Source organism: Jutongia sp. (assembly GCF_057878315.1).
Genome location: NZ_DBLXSO010000003.1, coordinates 72262 through 93873 on the forward strand (window position 1 = coordinate 72262; position 21612 = coordinate 93873).

23 protein-coding genes and 1 tRNA gene are annotated in these 21612 nt (G+C 46.3%); 2 read left to right on the plus strand and 22 right to left on the minus strand.

Annotated features, from left to right (window positions below; translation table 11 throughout):
* Positions 1 to 114 precede the first annotated feature (114 nt).
* The gene (locus ACZLMD_RS01295) at positions 115 to 1305 is read left to right on the plus strand and encodes a ribose-phosphate pyrophosphokinase (protein WP_118559465.1); all 1191 of its coding nucleotides are present in this window, start codon (positions 115 to 117) and stop codon (positions 1303 to 1305) included.
* Here ACZLMD_RS01295 and pgeF read toward each other — a convergent pair.
* The 15 genes from pgeF to ACZLMD_RS01370 form a co-directional block, all read right to left on the minus strand.
* The gene (pgeF, locus tag ACZLMD_RS01300; RefSeq protein WP_489494986.1) at positions 1298 to 2215 is read right to left on the minus strand and encodes a peptidoglycan editing factor PgeF; all 918 of its coding nucleotides are present in this window, start codon (positions 2213 to 2215) and stop codon (positions 1298 to 1300) included. The two genes, ACZLMD_RS01295 and pgeF, sit on opposite strands and share 8 nt — an antisense overlap.
* Before the next feature lie 62 nt (positions 2216 to 2277).
* Entirely contained in the window at positions 2278 to 2640 is a 363-nt protein-coding gene (locus tag ACZLMD_RS01305) for a YraN family protein (RefSeq protein WP_022306868.1), read from the minus strand.
* Positions 2641 to 2734: 94 nt separating this feature from the next.
* Positions 2735 to 3058, minus strand: coding sequence for an EscU/YscU/HrcU family type III secretion system export apparatus switch protein (locus ACZLMD_RS01310; protein ID WP_489494988.1), 324 nt, complete (start codon positions 3056 to 3058; stop codon positions 2735 to 2737).
* Positions 3059 to 3186: 128 nt separating this feature from the next.
* Complete coding sequence (gene rnhB, locus ACZLMD_RS01315; protein WP_489495000.1) at positions 3187 to 3948, minus strand: ribonuclease HII; 762 nt, start codon at positions 3946 to 3948, stop codon at positions 3187 to 3189.
* A 272-nt stretch (positions 3949 to 4220) separates the two neighbouring features.
* Positions 4221 to 6218 (minus strand): signal peptidase I, encoded by a 1998-nt coding sequence (lepB, locus tag ACZLMD_RS01320; RefSeq protein WP_489494990.1) that lies wholly within the window; start codon positions 6216 to 6218, stop codon positions 4221 to 4223.
* Positions 6219 to 6242: 24 nt separating this feature from the next.
* On the minus strand, positions 6243 to 7088 hold the full coding sequence (gene ylqF / locus ACZLMD_RS01325) for a ribosome biogenesis GTPase YlqF (protein ID WP_022305072.1): 846 nt from the start codon (positions 7086 to 7088) through the stop codon (positions 6243 to 6245).
* Positions 7089 to 7218: 130 nt separating this feature from the next.
* Complete coding sequence (lepB, locus tag ACZLMD_RS01330; protein WP_484104485.1) at positions 7219 to 7824, minus strand: signal peptidase I; 606 nt, start codon at positions 7822 to 7824, stop codon at positions 7219 to 7221.
* 1 nt (position 7825) lies between these two features.
* Positions 7826 to 8614 carry an adaptor protein MecA gene (locus tag ACZLMD_RS01335; RefSeq protein ID WP_482523720.1) on the minus strand — a complete coding sequence of 263 codons (789 nt, stop codon included), beginning with the start codon at positions 8612 to 8614 and terminating at the stop codon, positions 7826 to 7828.
* A 151-nt stretch (positions 8615 to 8765) separates the two neighbouring features.
* A complete protein-coding gene (locus tag ACZLMD_RS01340; protein ID WP_118561593.1) occupies positions 8766 to 9614 on the minus strand; it encodes an undecaprenyl-diphosphate phosphatase in 849 nt (282 codons plus the stop codon).
* Positions 9615 to 9908: 294 nt separating this feature from the next.
* Entirely contained in the window at positions 9909 to 10946 is a 1038-nt protein-coding gene (locus tag ACZLMD_RS01345; RefSeq protein ID WP_022306387.1) for an electron transfer flavoprotein subunit alpha/FixB family protein, read from the minus strand.
* 27 nt (positions 10947 to 10973) lie between these two features.
* Entirely contained in the window at positions 10974 to 11768 is a 795-nt protein-coding gene (locus ACZLMD_RS01350) for an electron transfer flavoprotein subunit beta/FixA family protein (protein WP_022306388.1), read from the minus strand.
* 52 nt (positions 11769 to 11820) lie between these two features.
* Entirely contained in the window at positions 11821 to 12990 is a 1170-nt protein-coding gene (locus ACZLMD_RS01355; protein WP_022306389.1) for an acyl-CoA dehydrogenase, read from the minus strand.
* Between the two features lie 41 nt (positions 12991 to 13031).
* Entirely contained in the window at positions 13032 to 13904 is an 873-nt protein-coding gene (locus tag ACZLMD_RS01360) for a 3-hydroxyacyl-CoA dehydrogenase family protein (protein WP_022306390.1), read from the minus strand.
* An 82-nt stretch (positions 13905 to 13986) separates the two neighbouring features.
* Entirely contained in the window at positions 13987 to 14775 is a 789-nt protein-coding gene (locus ACZLMD_RS01365; protein ID WP_489494994.1) for an enoyl-CoA hydratase-related protein, read from the minus strand.
* Between the two features lie 21 nt (positions 14776 to 14796).
* Positions 14797 to 15993: an acetyl-CoA C-acetyltransferase gene (locus tag ACZLMD_RS01370; RefSeq protein ID WP_118561597.1), complete on the minus strand. Its 1197-nt coding sequence runs from the start codon at positions 15991 to 15993 to the stop codon at positions 14797 to 14799.
* Positions 15994 to 16422: 429 nt separating this feature from the next.
* Between ACZLMD_RS01370 and ACZLMD_RS01375 the strand changes: the two genes are divergently transcribed.
* Entirely contained in the window at positions 16423 to 17766 is a 1344-nt protein-coding gene (locus ACZLMD_RS01375) for a butyryl-CoA:acetate CoA-transferase (protein ID WP_482522004.1), read from the plus strand.
* Between the two features lie 231 nt (positions 17767 to 17997).
* Here ACZLMD_RS01375 and ACZLMD_RS01380 read toward each other — a convergent pair whose 3' ends face one another.
* The 7 genes from ACZLMD_RS01380 to ACZLMD_RS01410 form a co-directional block, all read right to left on the minus strand.
* A complete protein-coding gene (locus ACZLMD_RS01380) occupies positions 17998 to 18387 on the minus strand; it encodes a thioesterase family protein (protein ID WP_455058146.1) in 390 nt (129 codons plus the stop codon).
* Between the two features lie 116 nt (positions 18388 to 18503).
* The gene (locus tag ACZLMD_RS01385) at positions 18504 to 19130 is read right to left on the minus strand and encodes a hypothetical protein (protein WP_484107045.1); all 627 of its coding nucleotides are present in this window, start codon (positions 19128 to 19130) and stop codon (positions 18504 to 18506) included.
* A gap of 12 nt (positions 19131 to 19142) precedes the next feature.
* Positions 19143 to 19388: a hypothetical protein gene (locus tag ACZLMD_RS01390; RefSeq protein ID WP_022306396.1), complete on the minus strand. Its 246-nt coding sequence runs from the start codon at positions 19386 to 19388 to the stop codon at positions 19143 to 19145.
* A gap of 17 nt (positions 19389 to 19405) precedes the next feature.
* Positions 19406 to 20065, minus strand: coding sequence for a J domain-containing protein (locus tag ACZLMD_RS01395; protein ID WP_022306397.1), 660 nt, complete (start codon positions 20063 to 20065; stop codon positions 19406 to 19408).
* Positions 20062 to 20925 carry a DUF5685 family protein gene (locus ACZLMD_RS01400; protein ID WP_489494997.1) on the minus strand — a complete coding sequence of 288 codons (864 nt, stop codon included), beginning with the start codon at positions 20923 to 20925 and terminating at the stop codon, positions 20062 to 20064. The genes ACZLMD_RS01395 and ACZLMD_RS01400 overlap by 4 nt, the downstream gene beginning before the upstream one ends.
* A gap of 11 nt (positions 20926 to 20936) precedes the next feature.
* Complete coding sequence (locus tag ACZLMD_RS01405) at positions 20937 to 21344, minus strand: hypothetical protein (RefSeq protein WP_489494998.1); 408 nt, start codon at positions 21342 to 21344, stop codon at positions 20937 to 20939.
* Positions 21345 to 21521: 177 nt separating this feature from the next.
* Positions 21522 to 21593, minus strand: a tRNA-Gly gene (locus tag ACZLMD_RS01410).
* Positions 21594 to 21612 lie beyond the last annotated feature (19 nt).

The following is a 21612-nucleotide window of genomic DNA, read 5'->3' on the forward strand; positions in this document are numbered from 1 at the left end:
GAAAAGCCCTTTGAGAAAAATTCACACCCAATTGCAAAAGGAAACCATTGACGGATACGTCCAAAAGCGATATATTTTTGAATAGGATTGAAAATTTCAGATTGGAGAACGATTATGTCAAATATAAATTATCATGACTCTTTATTGGTAGCCCCACTTCGAATTATTGCATTAAACAACTGTAAGGAGCTTGGCGAGAAGGTCAACCAGCTTATTATCGAGAGACGCCACAAAGCACTTTCAGAAGCGGGCATCCGCAATTCTTCCTTTAAGATGCAGGAATATGACCGCGACGATTATCTGGTTTCCTATGACTGTCCACGATTTGGTACCGGCGAGGGACGTGCCGTGATCAATCAGTCGATCCGAGGAACCGACCTGTTCATTATTGCAGACACCGTCAATTACAGTGAGCTTTTCAAAATGCATGGAAGCATCTCACAGATGTCTCCGGACGATCATTTTATGGATCTGAAGAGAGTTATCATGGCATGTGGCGGTTCTCCACGACGGATCACAGTTATCATGCCGTATCTGTATGAGGGACGTCAGAATGTCCGTATGGCAAATGAGTCTTTGGACTGTGCACAGGCACTTCAGGAGCTGACAGAGATGGGTGTTGAGACGATCATTACCTTTGACGCACACGACAGCCGTGTTCAGAATGCGATTCCGATCCACGGCTTTGATAATTTCTATACCTCCTATCAGTTCATCCGTGAGATCTTTGATCGTAATCCGGATATGCCGGTAGACGATAAGCATCTGATGATCGTAAGTCCGGATGAGGGCGGCATGGGACGTGCTGTTTATTACGCCAGCCTGCTCGGTGTCAATATGGGAACCTTCTACCGCAGAAAGGATTATTCGATCACAGTCAACGGAGATCATCCGATCGTTTCCGTGGAATTTCTCGGTAATGATCTTGCCGGTAAGAACATCATCCTTTTAGATGACATGATCGCATCCGGTCAGACGATCATGGATGCTGCCGCAGAGCTTAAGAAGCGCGGCGCTTCCAAGGTTATCATCTGCGCAACCTTCGGTCTTTTCTCCAATGGACTGGATGAAATCGATGCCGCTTATGAGAAGGGGCTTTTCGATAACATTTATACAACGAACCTGGTTCATGTACCAAATGAACTTCTTCATAAGCAGTATTATGTGAATGTCGACATGAGTGCATACATCTCACTGATCATTGACACCTTAAATCATGATACTTCCGTAAATAACATTCTGGATGCCACAAGCCGCATTCAGGAGCTTGTGGAAACACGCTTAAAGGAACAGGGTTCTATCTGATCCATTCTCTGATACGGATAAAACCATTTAAATTGCCCCGCTTCCCGTGACTCGCACGATGAGAATATAATAACGTTGAATTACAGCAGGTACAGACACCGGACAGATGAATATGCTCCGGCAGAATGCCTGCTTTTTTCAGTAAGAACCAGTTTGCTCCCCAAAGATCAAGCTGATACTTCTGTTCTCCCTCATCGGTCACCCTTCCTTCCGTCACAATCTGAGAAGCTTCTTCCTGTGGGTACTTCTCCAGAAACTGCTCTGCCACATCGCCGCTTACTTCATAACAGCTCTGACAGATTGATGGTCCGATCAGCACCTCGATATCTGAAAGTGTACAGCCCATCTCCTGCATTTTGTGTACTGTCACCTCACCGATCCCTGCAACCGTTCCTTTCCAGCCGGAATGCGAGGATGCAATGATCTTTTTCTTGGGATCACAGAAAAATAACGGCACACAATCCGCATAGGAGGTTGCAAGCAGCAATTCCGGAATGTCTGTAAACATTCCGTCCACCGCCTTTAGCTTCTTCTCGATATTCGCTCCGGCACAAAAATCCTGATCCACATACTTTACCGTTGTCTCATGCACCTGATCCGACAGTACAAGCTTTTGGGGATCCGCTCCGATGCTCTCGCAGTAACGGCGGTAATTCTCACAGACATTTTCCCGTCCCTCGCCGCGGTCCCAGCCCAGATTCAACGAGGAAAGATATCCGTTGCTGACGCCCCCGAGTCTTGTCGAAAAGGAAAGCTGCAGCCATTCCTGCCGGTCGAAGGAGCCAAAATGAAGATAAGGAACTTTCGATCTCTCTTCAAGAATCGTCTCCTCATTGTCATAATATGCGGCATATTCCTTTCCCTCCACCTCAAATTCGTCCTGTCTTTTCCGTATCAGTTTCTGTTCCATTCCATCAATCTCCATTTAACCCGTTTTGCTGTATAAATTCCTTTATACTTTCTACCGCGGCATCATATAAATTCAAATGCGTTTTTGATATGTGAAAGCGACCCGTCTCCGCTGACGGCAATCACGTCAAATCGGCAGGCATGATCCATTCCGTAACCATGCTCTTTGTAATAATAAAGCGTTGTGCGGCATATCTGCCTCTGCTTTGCCATATTCACCGATTCCAGCGGATCACCATACCCGGTTTTCCTGCGGTAACGGCATTCACAGATCACAAGCAGTCCTGCCGGATCCTCGGCAATGATATCCAGCTCGCCATGACGCCCGGCACGGTAATTTCTCTGCAGGATCACATAGCCCTGCTTTTCCAGATATTCTGCCGCAATATCCTCATAATGACTCCCAATTTCCCGTCGATTATACATTGTTCTCCTTTTCACGCCGGTGCTTTCTTCCTCACATTCTCTTTAGACGACCACCTGCATTTGTCAAAGCATTCTGTTTAAATTACGCTTAATTTTATCGTTTCTTCCGGTGATCCATCACCTTATCCTTGATATGATCCATAGCATCCACAAAGACAAGCACGTCCGCCACCACCTGATAAAGCTCCGGTGGAATATATTCCCCGATCTCGATATTCTTTAAACTTCCCGCAAGCTTCTCATCCTTATGTACCGGAATGTCAGACTGCTTCGCCGTATCAATGATCTTTTCTGCAATATAACCCTGTCCGGATGCGATGACTTTCGGTGCCTGATCCGTCGGCTCATATTCCAGAGCAACCGCCGTTTTTTTCTCCCGGTTCGGACTGTGAAAATACTGAAATCCGTCCTGTTCCATATAGCCTCTCCTTTCATTCCACGTCTGTAAACTTCCTGTCACGACCACAATCCCTGTAGCTCAAAATAAAATCTTCCTTCCGTCGAAACCTGTCTATACAAATTTTAATGCAGAGCAGACCGTCAACTCTATATAAACTTATGAATAAATGTCCGTCTGTGGATCGGACAAGGACCATATTCGTGGATTGCATCCGTATGCTGTTTGGAGCCATAGCCCTTATGCTTTGCAAATCCGTATTCCGGATACAGCTTATCATATTCCTCCATCATACGGTCCCTTGTCACCTTGGCTAGAATACTTGCCGCTGCGATCGATACGCTTTTGGCGTCCCCTTTAATGATTCCTGTCTGCCGGATTGAAACATTTGGTATCGTCACGGCATCCACAAGCAACATATCCGGTGTTATGCCAAGTCCATCAATTGCCTGACGCATCGCCTCATAAGTTGCCTGAAGAATATTGATCTCATCAATTCTCTGCGGACTTACAATTCCAACCGCACTTGCAACCGCCATTTCCTGAATCTCATCGAAAAGCTCATCTCTTCTTGATGCACTCACCTGTTTGGAATCATTCAGATACAGGATCTGACAATCCTTGGGAAGGATCACGGCACCTGCAACAACCGGTCCGGCAAGCGGTCCTCTTCCCGCCTCATCGATTCCACAGATTGCCGAACAATCCGCATACTTACGCTCAAAAAACTTCATTTCTTGAAGACGTGTAATTTCCGCCGCAAGCTTCTCCTTCTCTTTTTTCACTCTTACGATCAGATCCTGAACTCCCTTTCTGTTATCCTCACTGTATGACTGTGCGATCCGTTCCTTTTCTGCCAGATCTGCCGCATTCTGAAATTCTTCTTTAATATCCCGGATTGATTTCATGATCTTGCGTATTCTCCTCTCGATTTTATTCTACATTCTATTTAGCAATCGCGCTTTTTGCTCTTTGTTCGGTTTGAAATTCCCGTTTCTTTTCTGTTTGCTCAATGCCCTGTTTCACAGTCTCGCTTCTTTTCTGTTTCCTCTATGCTCTGTTTCACAGTCTCGCTTCTTTTCTGTTTCCTCTATGCTCTGTTTCACAGTCTCGCCTCTTTTTTCTTTTCTGTTTATTTTGCGTTTTATTTAACGCCCCTGCTTTCACAGAGGCGTTAATGGATTTATTTTTTAACTCCGCCAAAATGGTTCAGCGGCCATGTGCAAAGCCATGCCTCCCCAATAATGTCGTTTTTGTTGACCAGACCGACATATGAATTACGGCTGTCTGTACTCATATTGCGGTTATCACCCATCACAAAATACTGATTCTCACCGAGAACCAGTGGATTCTCTGCAATGCCCGCCTCATTGATCGCAGCTGCGCCGTAGACATCATCATCCAGCTTCTCATTATTGATGTAAACACTGCCGTCAATGATCTGTACCGTCTCTCCCGGGAGACCGATCACTCTCTTAATATAATATGTCTTCTTAGCGGTTCCATCATCATAGCTTACCGGAAATACCACTACATCATATCTCTTTGGATCCACAAAATAATAGGACAGTCTCTGAATGATCACACTGTCACCATCCGTCAGCGTCGGTTCCATCGACTCACCCTCTACGGTTGTCTGATGTGCCACATAGGTTGTTACAAAGGATGCCAGGAAATATGCGATTCCGATACAGAATGCAATAATAACAACTGTTGTCACCCAATCAGTTACCTTTCCGGCCTTCTGAGGAATAACCTCCTTCAGATCGTTGAGTTTCTCTGCAAAACGGTTCTCCTCTACCGCTTCACCCTCAAGCTGTACGATCTCGCCATCCATTGCCTGTGCTTCCGTTTCTGCATTGGCGACTCCATCCATCTCCATCGTGGCTGCTTCTTCCGGCTTTTTGTGAAGCATGCCGGAAAGCTTTTTGCCCATACTGCTTGCCGCTACGGCAGTTTTCTGAGCAAGCTTTGCTCCCTTTTCGGCGGCAGATTCTGCTTTCTCCTGCTGTTTTTCTGCCTGCAGATGACGGTTCTCCTCCATTGCTGCATTTACTTCCTCCAGAGTTCTCTCCTCTGGGGCAAGCTTTTTCTTAAAATCGGAGAATTTCTTTTTGATGCCTGCCACATCAAGCTTGATCGTAATCTCTACGGTATGATCCTGTTCCTCCGGTGCATCCATGGACTTTGTCTCTTCCGAGATTGTATCAAGTGCAGATGTCTTTGGGCGGATCGGTCTTGACGTCGATGTGCTGACAGAAATCAGATGCTCTTTCTTCGGTGGGGCTTCCACTTTCGGAACCTCGGCGTTTCCGGTCTCCGACTGCAGCCGGATATCTGCTGCCGCTGCTCCGGACGCATCCATCTTCTCCGGGGCTGTATCAGGAATGCTCTGGCGGTTGATCTGTCCCTCCGGTAATATACGCTGCTGCGCTGCTTCCTGTGCCGGTGCAGACTGTACAGATACCATCTTGGGCTTTGCACTCTGCTGCGGCTGCATCTGTGCTGCCGTTACTGTCGACTGTTTTACTGCCTGCTGCTGTAATACCGGTGCTGATGCTGATGCCGCCTGTGGTGTTGCAGCTGCCGGTGCTGCCTGCGGTGTTGCAGCTGCCGGTGCCGATGCCGATGCCGTCTGCGGTGTTGCAGCTGCCGGTGCTGATGCTGCCTGCGGTGTTGCAACTGCCGGTGCTGATGCCGATGCTGCCTGCGGTGTTGATGCCGCCTGCGGCTGTTTGCTCCGCTGTACCTGTGGCTGCTTTGCTACGGATGTCTGTGTTGAGGCTGGGCTCTTCTGTGCCTGTACCGTTGCAGACTTCGGTACTGCCCGTGCATTTGCACTCGACTGTACCTGTCCTGATGTCGGTGCTATCCGTGCTGTCATCGTCATCTGCGGTGCTGTCTGCGGCTTTATGCTCTTCCGGGGCTGTACCATTGCAGCAACATCTGCCTGCGGTGTCACCTGCTTTTTCGGTGCAGCTGTCACCGGTGCTTTCGCACTCTGCTGTGCCTGTATCTGTGATGCCGTCACTGACGGTGTTGGTGCTGTCTGACGCTGTGTTGTCTGCGGCTTTATACTCTGCTGCGCCTGCATCTGCGACGCTGCCTTTTTTCCCTCTAATCTTGCCCTGATCTCCTCTGCAAATGCAAGACTGTCTTCGACTAATTTCTCGTCGTACATAACTGTTCCCCCTACAAAAGCAATTTACTGCTCCGGCTGTTCCAGACTGATCGCACCAAGACGACCATTGCGAAAATCATCTATCACATAATTTGCTGCCTTATCCAAGTCATACTCACCGCCTGCCTTCAGACATCCTCTACGCTTTGCAACACGTTCCAAAAGAACAACCTCACTATCATCTGCCTCAATCTGATATGCCTTCGGAACCGCCTCCGGATAATGCTCCTGCAGATACTTCATTAACAGAAGGCACAGCTCATACTGATTGGACAGCTCGTCCTTAATAGAACCGATAAATGCTAATCGAAGTCCCACCGTCTGATCCTCAAACTTCGGCCATAAAATACCCGGTGTGTCTAAAAGCTCCACGTTCTTATTCAGGCGAATCCACTGCTTTCCCTTGGTCACGCCAGGTTTATTACCGGTCTTCGTGCACGCCTTTCCGGCAAAGCTGTTGATGAAGGTCGACTTTCCGACATTCGGAATACCAACGATCATCGCCCGGATCGGACGGTTTAAAATGCCTCTGCGCCGGTCTCTCTCAATCTTCTCCTTACACGCACTCTGGATCACTTCGTTGACCTGCTTTACGCCCTTTCCCTGCTTGGAATTAACCAAAGCCACAAAGAAGCCCTTTTTCTCGTAATATTTCTTCCACTGTGCCGTCACTGCCGCATCTGCCAGATCGCATTTGTTCAGCAGGATAATCCTGGATTTGCCATTGGCCATGGGATCAATATCCGGATTCTTACTGCTAAGTGGTACTCTGGCGTCCACCAGCTCGATGATCACATTGATCAGCTTGAGATCCTCCTGCATGGCACGCTTTGCCTTCGACATATGTCCCGGATACCACTGAAATTCCATACTTTTTACCTGCACCTTTCTGACATCTGCCACGCAATCAGGCAGATTACTATAATATTATAAAATATAATGCCTCAGATTGCATCATATAATAAGATCAAAATATCACAGCCCGCCCATGACACCCTGATCACTGTAAATCACTGCTTGTATCTTCCTTCCGGAAGTTATTGATCATCCCCACAAACGTAAACGAATTCATACGGATCCATGCCTTTCCAACAATGGACTTGCGGGAAATATTGCCGACAGCGGCATTCCGGCTGTCCTCACACTCATTCCGGTTATCTCCCAGCACAAAATACTCATTCTTGTCCAACGTGACGATGTCCTCAGCCAACCCTCCGTTATCCATCAAAGGATACGAAAGCTTTTCTTTGAGCTTTTTGTCATTAATATAGACTTGTCCTTCCTTGATCTGTACCCGCTCTCCGGGCAGACCGATCACACGCTCCAATGAAAAATAACTGTGTTCCGAACCGGTTTGTCTCACAACGATCACATCATTGCGGTGAATCTTATGAAAACGATAGGACAGCTTATTGATCAGTACACAGTCCCCCGACTTCAAGGTTGGACTCATATATTCTCCGGATACAGTCATCTTCTCAAGCCCGTATCTGGTAATCGTAAACGCCAGAAAAACAACGATCACAGCCTCAACAAGCGTGATCAGAAGCTTTAATATAAACTGCTTGGAAAACCGACGTTCCTCAAGATCAAAATCATACTTCATGTTAATCCATTCCTGTCTCTATATTTTTCAAAATGCCCAGAGCATTCTTCGGAATAAATATCTCAAAATGTTCCTTACAAAACTGCTCTGCATACAACTGCACAGAATACTCCTCCGGACTCACATAATCCCTCAATGCATTGCACAGAACCATATACTCCTGCAGATTCATTCTTCCCTTTTTGACGACAAGATAATAATGATCATTATCCGGATCAAAATACACGGAACTGCTCACCGGCTTTGACATGTTAAGTGCTCCCGCAAGCTTCTCCAACGGACGCAGAGACTCAAACCGGAGTACCCGCGGTGCCGTAAGCAGCTTCGTATTCGTCTTTCTCTGTCCACGCTCCCCGGCATATGTATCGTCTGCATCTGTATACTTCGCTCCTTGCTCCGTATCCTCTGCATTCTCGATATTCGCTGCCATCTCCATGGCTGCCTCCCCTTCTTGCTCCATCAGCTGATCTGCTGCCTCCGGACCAAGGATCGAAGCGAGTTGTTGGTGAATATTTTGCAACATATTCTGAAAACCGTCTGCGCTGTTATCTCTCTCAGACAATGTGATCACGATGCCGTTATCCGGTAGCTTCATGATCTGCATGGAGACCATCCCGCTGTGCGCCTCATAACCGATCTCTTCCTCGGCACGCTCCACCAGATGTTCCAGAAACTCCCTTGCCTTTTCCTGATTGGAAAAGAAATCTTCTATGCGAAAACCGTATGCACTCATTTCTTCCTCGGATAAAATGCACTGTACGGTATTTTTATCAATTCTGCGAAAATCCATGTACATTCCTCCTATCTTTACGATAAGTCCGTCATATAATCGAGTATACAACGATCCATCCTTATCTTAATGCACAGACCATCATCTGTCAAATCCTCCGCATCAAAAATCACAAAGATTTCATACTTGCAAAACGACTGCAGCATTATTCTTACAGAAAAAATGCGAAGCTTGCCAGTACCACAACGCCGAGTACGATACGATACCAGCCAAACACTTTAAAGTCATGTTTCTTAATATAACCCATCAGAAACCGTATCACAACAACGGATACAAGAAATGCAGCGATCATGCCGACTGCAAGCACACCTGCCTCCAAAGCGGTAAAGTGAAATCCAAATTTTAACAGCTTGATCAGACTTGCACCAAACATAACCGGGATTGCAAGATAAAATGTAAACTCTGCCGCAATCTGTCTGGAAAGTCCGAGAATCAGTCCTCCTATGATCGTTGCCCCCGAGCGGGACGTTCCCGGAAATACGGCTGCGATCAACTGAAATACACCGATCAGAAACGCAGTCTGATATGTAATATCTGCGATGGAAGTAATCTTTGCAGTTCTCTTTTTATTCCAGTCCTCCACGATAATGAAAAGAATACCGACAACGATCAGCATGATCGATACTGTCTTATAGTTGTAGAACAACGCCTCAAGATAGTCACCTGCCGCCAGCTCAATGATCACTGCCGGAACGCATGCTACAACGATCTTTAACCACATAACAAAGATATTTTCCTTGATCCATCCCGGAAGTACCTTATTGCTTCCATCGTACTTTGCCCCACTCTGAAACGGCCATATCTGATCCCAGAATAATAATACTACAGCAAGAATCGCACCAAGCTGTATCACAACCAGATACATTTCCTTAAAAGCCGCTGACATATTAAGCTGTACAAACTCATCAAACAGGATCATATGACCGGTACTGCTGACCGGAAGCCATTCCGTAATTCCCTCTACAATTCCAAATAATAGTGATTTTAATATCTCTAACATGTTTCCTCCATCCCGCACCCTTAACGGACACTCATTATATTGGCAGACTGCACCACTGCTCTCCCGGCATGCCTGTCTCGTATGCACAATTATATCATGCTATACATAAATACTACTATACTATACCGAAATATGCCTTAAAGCACAAGTCAAAAGAGTTTAACTTTATCTAAACTTTACATAATGATTTCCCGTTTCCTGTAAAAAAAGCACAAAAAAATATCCCGCAGAGAAAATCTCCACGGGATACTCATTTCACATTCTATGTGAAAGAAGGATTTTTTACAACGTTAATTATTTCACTACCTTCTTCAGCTCCTCTGTGAGCTTAGGAACAATCTTGTTCAGATCGCCAACAATACCGTAGTCTGCTACATCGAAGATTGGAGCAGAATCATCTTTGTTGATTGCGATGATGATGTCAGACTCTTCCATACCTGCTGTATGCTGAATTGCACCGGAAATACCGATTGCAAAGTATACGTTAGGACGAACGGTCTTACCTGTCTGACCTACCTGGAGCTCTTTTGGAAGCCAGCCGTTATCAACTACGGCACGTGAGCAGCTCACGGTACCACCGATAACATCTGCCAGATCCTGAAGAAGCTTGAAGTTCTCTGCGCTTCCAACACCACGACCACCGGATACAAGGATCTTTGCATCCATAATATCTACAGTATCAGAAAGCTCTTTGACAACGTCAAGGATCTCAACATACTTGTTGTCCGGAGTAAATCCAGGATTGTACTCGATCACCTCAGCCTTAGCTCCGGCAATCGGATCGATCTTCTGCATAACACCTGGACGAACGGTAGCCATCTGAGGACGGTTATCCGGACATGCGATTGTAGCGATAGTGTTACCACCGAATGCAGGACGAGTCATAAGAAGCTGATTGTGCTTCTGCTCCTGTCCCGGAATTGCATTCAGAGGGAAATCACCGATCTCAAGTACAGTACAGTCTGCAGTCAGACCGGTTGCTACTCGTGCAGATACGCGAGGTCCAAGGTCACGACCGATTGCTGTAGCACCAACCAGAACGATCTCAGGCTTGTACTCATTGATTACTGATGCTAATGCATGTGCATATGGCTCTGTTCTGTATTCCTTCAGCTCAGGATCGTCAACAACGATAACCTTATCAGCACCATACTCTGCTAACTGATCTACGAGACCCTTAACATCAGAACCGATCAGAACGGCTGTAACATCTGTGTTCAGAGGAGCAGCGAGCTCCTTTGCTTTTCCAAGCAGCTCAAATGCGATGCTGCTCAGCTCATTGTCTACCTGCTGTGCAAAGACATAGACACCCTTATATTCTTCTAAATTCATTATTGTCACCACTTTTCCTTATTTTGATTAGATTACATGCTTCTCTTTTAACTTACTCATGATGTATGTTACTGCCTCATCCGGAGAATCTGGAGTAACTACCTCGCCAGCACCCTTCTTAACCTTATCGGATGCCTTTGCAATCTTTGTAGGAGAACCCTTCAGACCAAGGTTAGAATCATCTACATCCTTAAGATCTGCTCTGCCCCAGACTGTAATCTCCTTCTCATATGCATCGAAGATTCCACCCGGAGTCATGTAACGAGGCTCGTTTAACTCAGAAAGAGCAGTGATCAGACATGGCATTTTGGCTTTCAGTACATGATATCTGTCATCGAACTGACGCTCAACTACAACGCTGTCACCCTCGATCTTGATGTTCTTAGCGTAAGAGATAACAGGAAGATCCAGATGCTCAGAAATCTGAGGACCAACCTGAGCTGTATCACCATCGATAGCCTGACGGCCTGTGATGATCAAATCATAATCAATATTTCTCAAAGCACCGGCAATTGTTGTAGAGGTTGCCCATGTATCAGCACCACCGAGCACACGATCTGTTACAAGGATACCCTTGTCAGCACCCATAGCAAGTGCTTCACGGAGAACTTCCTCTGCCTTTGGAAGACCCATTGTAAGAACGGTTACTTCCACATTGTCTTTGCCCATATCGTCTTTAATTCTGAGTGCTGCTTCCAAACCAGCTTTGTCGTCCGGGTTCATGATGGCAAGCATAGCACCTCTGTCCAGAGTACCGTCCGGATTGAACTTAACTCCGCCCTTTGTATCTGGAACCTGCTTAATACAAACTACTATTTTCACAGCTTTGTCACTCCTTGTCTTTTATTTTTATTCAGTGAATCCATTGTTTCTATTAACGGAGAAGAGCACCAGAGATAACCATACGCTGAACCTCTGAAGTTCCCTCGTAGATCTCTGTGATCTTTGCATCACGCATCATACGCTCAACATCGTACTCTCTGATATATCCATAACCACCAAACAACTGAACACACTTGGTAGTAACCTCCATTGCAACCTCAGCAGCATAAAGCTTAGCCATAGCTGCCTCAACAGAGTAAGAAACCTTTGCACCATTTGCAAATTCCTGTTTCTTAAGAGCTGCCTTGTATACAAGAGCCTTAGCAGCCTCAATCTTTGTAGCCATATTTGCAAGCTGGAACTGTGTATTCTGCTGAGCAGAAATAGCACGTCCAAACTGCTTTCTCTCTTTGGTGTACTCAATTGTCTTCTCCAGAGCACCCTCAGCAAGACCAAGAGCCTGTGAAGCGATACCGATACGTCCACCATCCAGAGTATGCATAGCGATTGGGAATCCCTTACCGCGGACACCTAACAGGTTCTCCTTTGGAATACGGCAATCCTCGAAGATCAACTCGTATGTAGATGATCCACGGATACCCATCTTCTTCTCCTTTGTACCGAAGGAGAAGCCCGGAGTTCCTTTCTCTACGATAAATGCGGAGAAGTTCTTTTTCTTTCTGCCGCGCTTGTCCTCTGTAATATCAGTAACAGCGATGATGATGTAAACATCAGCGACCTTACCGTTTGTGATGAAACACTTGGAACCGTTCAGCACCCACTCGTCTCCATCGAGAACAGCCTTTGTCTGTGCACCCTGTGCATCTGTACCGGCACCCGGCTCAGTAAGACCAAATGCACCAAGCTTCTCACCATTACAAAGAGGAGGAAGGAATTTCTCTTTCTGCTCCTTTGTTCCGTATGTGAGGATCGGATCCACACAAAGGGATGTATGTGCAGATACAATAACGCCTGTTGTACCACAAACCTTAGACAGTTCCTCTACACACATAATATATGTCAGAATATCAGCGCCCTGTCCGCCGAACTCCTTTGGTACCGGAATTCCAAGGAATCCGTTCTTTCCCATCTTATCAACTGTAACCTGTGGGAATACCTCAGTCTCATCAGTTTCCTGTGCCAGAGGCTTTACTTCATTTTCAGCGAAATCCTTAAAAAGCTGTCTCGCCATCTCATGCTGTTTACTTAATGTAAAATCCATGATTTGCTTTACCACCTTTCCTAAATTTAATTCTTATTTAATTACTGAGCATCAACCGGAGTCTTTGTACGGTCAGCATTGTAAACATAGAAACCTTTTCCGCTCTTAGCACCGAGGTTTCCACCACGAACCATCTTACGGAGAAGTGGGCATGCACGATACTTGCTGTCGCCTGTCTCATTGTAAAGTACATCCATGATAGCAAGGCAGATATCAAGACCGATGAAATCACCTAACTCAAGAGGTCCCATTGGATGATTTGCACCAAGCTTCATAGCAGCATCGATACCAGCGATATCAGAAACACCTTCCATCTTGATGAATGCAGCTTCGTTGATCATAGGGATCAGGATACGGTTTACTACGAAGCCGGCAGCCTCATTTACCTGTACAGGAGTCTTTCCGATCTCCTCAGAAATCTTCTTGATCGCATCTACAGTCTCTGCAGGAGTATTCACACCAGCGATAACCTCGATAAGCTTCATACGGTCAGCAGGATTGAAGAAATGCATACCTACCATTGGACGGGTAAGACCATTTCCGATTTCTGTGATAGAAAGGCTTGATGTATTAGAAGCGAAGATACACTCCGGCTTAGCAATCTTGTCAAGCTCTGCGAATGTTGTCTTCTTAACGTTGATATCCTCAAAAGCTGCCTCAACGATCAGATCACAGTCCTTGCAAAGATCTTCCTTTAAGCCCGGTGTGATTCTGCCAAGGATTGCATCTACTGCATCCTGTGTCAGCTTGCCCTTCTGAACAAGTCTGTCATAACCCTTAGCGATCTTCTCTTTACCGCCTTCAGCCCACTCCTGCTTGATATCGCAGAGTGCTACCTCATAGCCTTCATTCTGAGCAAATGCCTTAGCAATGCCCTGTCCCATAGTACCAGCTCCAATAACGCCTACTTTCATTGTCTATAACCTCCATTTTTATATTTGGAGAAACGGACATAACGTCCATTCCTCCACTGTATGATAATCCCTACGGATTAAACTAACAATTCTTGAATGGTACAACCTTTACCTTCTGATCCTTTGGTGCAAGGAAGTTACCCATTCCAGCCTTCTGATCCTCTGTCTCGAAGCAGTCACCGAAAAGCTTCTCCTCGATCACAATTGCCTGATCGATATCTACCTGAAGACCATCGTTGATTGCCTTCTTGCAGTTGCGGACAGCAATCGGAGCGTTCTTTGCGATGGTAGCTGCCATCTTCTTTGCCTGCTCCATCAGCTCTTCCTGTGGATAAACAGCATTTACAAGACCGATTCTGTATGCCTCGTCAGCCTTGATGTTGCGTGCTGTATAAATTAACTGCTTAGCCATACCAACACCTACGGTTCTGGCAAGTCTCTGTGTACCACCGAAACCAGGTGTGATACCAAGACCAGCCTCAGGCTGACCAAACATAGCATTCTCTGAGCAGATACGGATATCACAGCTCATAGAGATCTCGCAGCCGCCACCAAGAGCGAAGCCATTTACTGCAGCGATCACAGGGATTGGAAGAGTCTCAAGCTTGCGGAATACATCGTTTCCTTTCTTACCGAAAGCCTCTCCCTCTGCCTTTGTCAGTGTACTCATCTCTCCGATATCAGCACCTGCAACAAAAGACTTGTCTCCTGCGCCTGTCAGGATCACGCATCTTACAGTATCCAGATCGATCGCATCCAGTGTCTGATCCAGTTCATCAAGAACCTGGCTGTTTAAAGCATTGAGTGCCTTTGGACGATTGATCGTGATGGTTGCAACAGCACCATCTGCTTCATATAAAATGAAATCCATAGTAGTGTATCTCCTTTTTAATTATTTGTAAGCTTCAACGATTGTAGAGCAGCCCATTCCACCACCGATACAAAGAGTAGCAAGACCTCTGTTTGCTCCCTCTTTCTGCATCTCATGAAGAAGTGTAACAAGGATACGGCATCCGGAAGCTCCAACAGGATGTCCAAGTGCGATAGCACCACCGTTTTTGTTTACCTTAGACATATCGAAGTTTAAGTCTCTTGCAACTGCTACAGACTGTGCTGCAAATGCCTCGTTTGCCTCGATAAGATCAATGTCATCAATTGTAAAACCTGTCTTAGCAAGAACTTTCTTTGTAGAAGCAACAGGACCAACACCCATGATCTCAGGACGAACACCGCCAAGTGCTCCGGCTACGAATGTAGCCATAGGCTTAACACCAAGCTCTTTTGCTTTCTCTTCTGTCATAACTACAACAGCTGCTGCACCATCATTGATACCTGATGCGTTACCGGCTGTAACAACACCGCCCTCTTTACCGGAGCAGCATTTCAGCTTGGAAAGACCCTCTGCTGTTGTGCCTGGACGTGGTCCCTCATCCTTAGAGAAAATGATCGGCTCTTTTGTCTTGCGATCAACACCGGTCTGTACAGGAACGATCTCATCATCAAACTTGCCTGCTGCGATAGCTGCCTCGCACTTCTGCTGGCTGTTTGCTGCGAACTCATCGAGCTCTTCGCGGGTAAGACCCCACTCATCAGCAACGTTCTCTGCTGTGATCATCATATGATACTGATTAAATGCATCCCAGAGTGCATCGTTTACCATTGTATCAACGAGCTTACCGTTGTTCATACGGTATCCGTAACGACCCTGCATCATTGCGTAAGGAGCCATAGACATATTCTCCATACCACCTGCAACAACGATATCAGCATCGCCTGCTTCGATCATCTGAGCAGCCATGTTGACACAATTCAGACCGGAACCACATACTACGTTAACTGTTACAGCAGGTGTCTCAACAGGGAGACCCGCTTTGATAGATGCCTGACGTGCTACGTTCTGTCCGAGACCTGCCTGAATTACGCAGCCCATGTATACATGATCTACCTGATCAGCCGGTACACCGGCTCTGTTCAGAGCTTCCTTGATAACTACAGAACCTAATACAGGAGCCGGAGTCTTGCTGAGTCCTCCACCCATCTTTCCGATAGCGGTACGACAAGCGCCTGCTAAAACAATTTTCTTTGCCATAATAAAAAATCCTCCTTCTATTTTCTTATACAGCCACTCCTGCATAGCAGGTTGTGAAAAATGACGAAAAATGTATGTACTATTTTTATCGTTATTAACCACATTAGTGACCTAACTACTCTCAATGATATATCAAACTTCCAAAAATGGCAAGCCTTTTTCCCATATTACCGTGCAAACCGCACAAATAGGGCTGCCGCCCTGCCACCTCTTTTCCAAACTGCCAGTCCCTGCTGATTTGCCCCCTGCTGATTGCATGTATTTAACATTTGCGCGCCGTATGAAAAAGTGGTATTCTATACCTATATGTGTAGAAAGTGCAGAGCAAATGAAAAGTTTTCTCATAAGACTGCTCTTCCCACAGGTGATCTTATACGATCTACCGAGAAATCAAATGTGATGATGCTTCATCACAGAATGGAGGAAATCATGGATTACAAGGAAATGTATTCGAAAAAACTCGTCAGTGCAGACGATGCCGTCCGCGAGATCAAATCCGGTGACTGGGTTGATTACGGCTGGGCTGCAACAACCGTTATCGATCTTGATAAGGCACTGGCAAAGCGTATGCCGGAATTGACCGGTGTTAATATCCGGGGTGGAATTTTAATGAAAGAGCCTGAGATTTTTAAAATCGAGGATCCTGCCGCTCATTTTGCATGGAACTCATGGCACATGGGAGGTATCGAGCGTAAGGCGATCGCCAAGGGCTTCAGCTTCTATGCTCCGATCCGTTATTCCGAGCTTCCAAGATATTACCGCGAATCACAGACACCGCCTGATGTTGCTATGCTTCAGGTTGCTCCAATGGACGAACACGGCTATTTCAACCTTGGACCAAGTCCTTCTCATGCAATGGCATGCATCCGTTCTGCCAAGAAGGTTATCGTCGAGGTAAACCAGAACATGCCTGTCTGCCTGGGCGGCTTTGATAACTGTGTCAGCATCAAGGATGTCGATCTCATCGTAGAGGGCTCCAACACAGAGCTTTATGAGCTGGGTGGCGGCGGAGCTGCTACTGATATCGACCACGCTGTCGCAAAATATATCGTTGATCAGATTCCTGACGGAGCCTGCCTCCAGCTTGGTATCGGCGGTATGCCAAACGCAGTAGGTTCCCTGATCGCCGAGTCTGACCTGAAGGATCTTGGTGTACATACCGAGATGTATGTCGATGCATTTGTTGACATTGCCAAGGCAGGTAAGATCACCGGTATGAGAAAGAATATCGATAAGGGGCGTCAGGTATACGGCTTCGCTGCAGGAACCAAGAAGCTTTATGATTACCTGAACAACAATCCGGAATGCATGGCTGCTCCTGTTGAGTACACCAATGATATCCGTTCGATCTCTTCTCTGGATAATTTCATGTCCATCAACAATGCCGTTGATATTGATCTGTTCGGTCAGGTTAATGCAGAGTCAGCAGGTATCAAGCACATCAGCGGTGCCGGTGGACAGCTCGACTTCGTTCTGGGCGCTTATCTTTCCAACGGCGGCAAGAGCTTTATCTGTATGTCTTCTACTTTTAAGACAAAGGATGGCACTGTAACATCACGTATCAAGCCAACCTTAAGCAACGGCTCTATCGTTACGGATACCAGAGCAAACATCCACTACTTCGTTACAGAGTATGGCATTGTCAACCTGAAGGGTCTTTCAACCTGGCAGAAGGCAGAGGCTCTGATCTCCGTTGCACATCCTGATTTCCGTGATCAGCTGATCGCAGAGGCAGATAAGCTTCATATCTGGAGAAACAGCAACAAACGATAAATCAAGTTTCTTTATCTTATTATAATACGACGCCGGAAGATGCTTTCCTGCTTCTTTCCGATATATTAAAAAGCTATGAGTCTCAATGCTCATAGCTTTTTAATATATCGGAAAATATTCTTAACATAGTGCGATTCCTCGGAGAATTGCTTCGCAATTCCCAGAGGGCAAAACGCCGGTTCTACCCTTTATGATAGATAGGACTAACAAACTCATTTCTATGTCATTCTATTAACCCTCCAGCTTACGGTCAGTCTTTTCCTGGAACTTCTTGCTCTCAATGATAAAACGCTCATGCGTTCCCTTTCCGATCAATCCCTTTGCATCATAAGCTTCCACGGAAAATACAAGCTTTCTTCCCTCAATAGCAACAAGCTTGCTGTCGCAGGTGATCTTCATTCCAATCGGCGAAGAAGCAACATGCTCAATCTCCACCTTCGTGCCAACTGTGCCACAGCCCTCATTCAGCTTGTCTGCCACGCTCATAAATGCAGTCTTCTCCATTAAAGCGAGCATTGCAGGTGTTGCAAATACATCCATCACTCCGCTTCCCATTGTCTTTGCCGTATACCGGTCTGTTACAACCATTTCCTGATGTCCCTTGATTCCTACTTCTAACATATTCTTAACCTCATCTTTCTATTTCGTAAAAGCGTCAACTGTCTCTGGCATTCATCGCAGCCCACAGTTTCCTATTATCTGTTCAGAGCATTTCATACAACTCCTGATTCCGCAGCTCAGACCTTCTCCACTTCCGGAAATAACTCCTGAAAATACGGAAGATCGCATATCCAGTTACAGAAGGTATGCCATTCCTGAAGCTTATGTCCTCTGCGGGCACGATACATCGCGATCGCATTCTCATAGGACATCGTGCAGGTTCTCATCTGATGATAACTCTCCGGCAGAAGCTGGATCATACTGTACCAGAGCGCCTTATCCTTCGTTTCCATATATTTCTGACGAATCTGCTCCAGACATTCGATCATCTGATCCATCTGTGCCTCTGCCTCCGGGACCATTTGATCCATACTAAAATCCTCGCGTTCAAACGGCTTGCTGTGGATCTTATGCATGGTGCTGGTAGAATTGGCTACAGTGCCTACCTTATAGGTGTCGTACTCCTTCCACCAGTAGATTGGTGCTGTGATATCCACCGTGATAAATATCTGACGGATAAATTTGCGATGATCATTGCCCGCCTGGCACAAACGCTTGGCAAGCTGCAGATCATTCTCTCCAAACACAAACTCTCCCTGCTCATTGATATGACTGTCACCTCTCGCCCAGCTGTTTAACGGGTTTCTGGCACCTCGCATGGCATTTTCCATGTTCATCACTGATGTTCTTTCCAATGTTATCATTTTCTCTCTCCTTTATTCTTCTACAGGATCCTCGTCAAACTCAACAATGACGTAATATCCGCGCTCTGTCTTCTCGACATCCTTAACCACGCCGTCCAGTGTCTTGAGACGTTGCGGAAGCTTGTAGCATCCGGACATGGCAACCGCCGGATTAATGATATAACTATAGTTGAGTGCCGTTTTCTTCTCAGTAACATTCACTGCATCTCCGGGCTTTACAAGACCCGGACGCTCCATCTTAAAACGCATCTCCCTCATCCTGTCCCGCTCCTCTCTTAACAATAATAACCGCCGCCAAAGCATAGATTGCAAAACATATCTCCAATGCAAAGATACAGGCACAGATCCGAGCTGCAGCCAAAGGACGGCTGATAATCACGCTGCATTCCCTGATACCATGTTCCTCCGGACTCAAGCATGCGGACAAGCTGCTGGTACTGCTGATTGTATGGCTCCTGCATGACTGCCTGCCTTGCGTATTCTAATGCCATCAGATTATTACCAAGTCCCATATTGGCAACCGCGCTCAGATAATACCATTGACCGGTTCTCTCCTGCATCTGGTTCAACACATTGATCGCATCATTGTAATAATGATTCTGAATATAAATCGCGGCAGACTTCAGATGCATCACATATTCCTCACTCTGCCCTTCTGCACGAAAGCCTCCGTCGAATCCCTGAAATCCACCATAGCCGCCATAACCGCTGTAGCCCCTGGAACCGCCGCTCTGTGCGCCCCCGTGCTCACGTTCATTAATGATCTGCTGATACGCCTGCTGCAGCTCCTTGAACTTCTCCTCCGCCTCTTCCTTATGCGGATTATTAATATTGGCATCCGGATGATACTTCCGGCTCAGTGTACGATATGCTTTTTTAATCTCGCTGTCAGAGGCATCTCTGGAAACCCCTAAGACCTGATACGGATCTGTCATCCTTTCTCGCTCCATTTCTTCTGATTCGTTCTGTCTGTATGCCGGTCAAATTTCGTCCATACACCGGAATACAATATGTTCCTCATGATCTCCACATCCTCCACCAGCGGAAGACGTTCAAAATGATAGCATACCCGTGAGATCATCTGCGTCAATATCTCCCGGACGTTCTGTGTCTGCTGCTTACTCCGAAGCACTTTCTGATCCGGTAAATTAAGTAGCAGCGGATTATAGCTGCCTTCCTTTTCATCGTCCTCCAGATCATCCCAGGCATCCAGAAGATAAATAAACTTTCCAAGATAAAAGCCCAGATAATACAAATCCTCTCTCCAGATATCCTGCTCCACGGTAAAGATCTCCCCGCAGATCCTGCCAAAGATCCCGGACACTCTGTCAAGGTTTGTCTCACCCGCCTCTTCTGCCTCGGAAAGCTCCTCAAGACAGCTTCGTACTGTCTCTGCCTTGTCCGGGTACTCGGCTGAAACTCTCCTGCCGGCATGCTTCAGTCCAAGTCCGTATCCGCCCCGCAGCAGATTACGGTCATCCTTCCAGTCATCAACACATTTATAATAGGTCAGCAGGATGTTCATCGCCGCCGCATATCCAACATAAACCGTATCATACTTGCGTCTTCTGTGCAAGGGATGCGCCAGACAATTACTCTCGCTGACCGTCTTGTCCGGCTCATACAGGGAAGATAACAAAAGTGCCAGAAATGTCATATCATAATTGAGTGATATCCTGCCAAGAATGCCATGATCCTTCTGCAGTCTTTGGCAGAGTCCGCAGTACCATGCCCGGTACTCCTCCAGCTCTCTGACCTTCAATTCTCCCTGATTGGGAATGACGTAACCAAACATCCGATCTCCCTCTAGCTCTTCTTGATAAATTCCGTCTTACACATCGGGCAGGTGATGGCAATCTTGCCCTTCCCCTTCGGCACACGGATACTTTGTCCGCAGTTCGGGCAACGGAAGATACGGTGTGTCTTTCTCTGCTGCATATTGTTCCGCTCGCGGCTGAAAAAACACTTTACGCGATTGTGATGTCTTAAATACCACTCATTCTCCCGATACCGCTGATAATGATTCCTTGAAAATGTACGGTAATACGAATAGATCAAAATAATCACGACAAGCACACTGACAATCAGCTTAAAAATATCATGCCGGATAAATAACTGAATAAACATCAATAGAAACGCTAATGTTACCAAAAAATGTGAAAAGTGGTCTACTCCATAACGTCCCTGCATAAACCGGCGAAACCAATCCCGCATACGGCACCTCCATATCAACAAATCACTTATGTCCGGCAATCGAAGAATGATCCGCCGACACACAATTCAACTTCTTCTTTAATCATACTAGCAAACAGGCAAAATGCAATGAATGAAAAACAAAATATTTCTAAAACTTCTATAAACACCGCGTTCTCCGTTTTTGGGTACAAAAAAAGCACGAGACGGGATTCGAACCCGCGACCCTCGCCTTGGCAAGGCGATACTCCACCACTGAGCCACTCGTGCATTCTACCGATCAGACGAT